General features: G+C 65.7%; 2 pseudogenes. One reads left to right on the forward strand and one right to left on the reverse strand.

Going from position 1 to position 1,376, the window contains the following annotated elements:
* Positions 1 to 157 precede the first annotated feature (157 nt).
* A pseudogene (locus QT222_RS21065) lies at positions 158 to 1,061 on the forward strand (ornithine cyclodeaminase family protein); the annotation flags it as partial.
* A 128-nt stretch (positions 1,062 to 1,189) separates the two neighbouring features.
* On the opposite strand, the pseudogene QT222_RS21070 reads toward QT222_RS21065, so the two are convergent.
* Positions 1,190 to 1,366 (reverse strand): annotated as a pseudogene (locus QT222_RS21070) (mRNA surveillance protein pelota); the annotation flags it as partial.
* Positions 1,367 to 1,376 lie beyond the last annotated feature (10 nt).

Consider the following 1,376-nt stretch of genomic DNA (forward strand, 5'->3'; position numbering starts at 1 on the left):
CGGCCCGTTGGGCCGTTCCAGCACCCGGGGGGGTTTGCCCGAGGGGGGCCGTTTGGCCAGTGATGCAAACACCGTTGCCCCTAGCGGGCGACGGGGTGGGGGGAAGGGCGCCCCGGGAAGAACACGCGGAGGCAGCCGGGGGGGGTTAGAGACAGGGCGTTGGGGGCGCCCCCGCCGAGCCACGAACCAAGCTCTTCAACCGCGAACCGCCGGGCATGCTCACCACCTACTCGTCGGTTCTCCCCGAGACGGGTGCGATGGGGGGCTACATGTACTCCGCCGGTTTCGGCGCGGAAGACGCCTGGTTCATGACGCCGCTTTTCGACGCCGAGTCGGGCGAACCGCTCGCACTCCTCGACGGTGCGAGCATGAATCCCTTCAAAACCGGGGCAGCAGGCGGCGTCGCCGTGGACGCGCTCGCCCGCGAAGACGCCTCGACAGTCGCACTCATCGGCAGCGGCGCACAGGCCCGCGGACAACTCCGCGCCATCGCGGCGGTCCGTGACCTCGAAACTGTCTGGGTCTACTCGCCGACAAAGGAGAGCCGCGAGCAGTTCGCCGGGGAGATGGACCGCGTTCTCGATGCGAGCGTCGCCGCCGTCGCCTCCAGTGCCGCGGCCGTCGAAGGCGCGGATATCGTCGTCACTGCGACCACCGCGAGCGACCCGGTCTTCGATGGCGACTTGCTCGAACCCGGGACGCACGTCACCGCGATGGGGCAGTACCACCCGGACAAGCGCGAACTCGACGCGACGACCATCGAGCGCGCGACCTACGTCCCCGACCTGCGCGAACGCGCCACGATGGACGCTGGGTCGTTCCTCGCCGCCATGGACGCGGGTGTCGTCGACGAAGACCACATCCACGCCGAACTGGGCGAGGTCGTCGCTGGCGTCGCTTCGGGCCGCGAAGATGACGAGGAGATTACCGTGTTCGACAGCGGTGGCACGGGCATCGAGACAGTTGCGTCGGCGTACATGCTCTACGAGAAGGCTCGCGAGGAAGGACTCGGGACGACCATCGACTTCGCACCGGCGAGCGAGGCGCTCACGGGAGAGTAACAGTAGTTTGGAATACGATTTCGTTATAGAGACGCGTTCGATGCTCCCATCCAGCGAGTCTTTGATTTAGGACCCTACTTTCAGCTAACTCCTCTGGAGCTGTCCCGTGAGTTACGATACCGCGTGTTTCACTGCAGTCGGTACCGGAGAATCGCGGCGATACCGCCGAGGTTCTTCAGTTGCTCACCGGGTTGGAACTCCGCGGAGAAGATGGTCACCTTGCCGCCTTTCTGTTCGACGGAGTCGCTAACGTCGTTCACGTCGATGTCCCAGTCGCCCTCGATCTGTCTCTCCGCGCGGGCTCGCTAATCCACG

The organism is Haloferax sp. s1 (assembly GCF_058382125.1).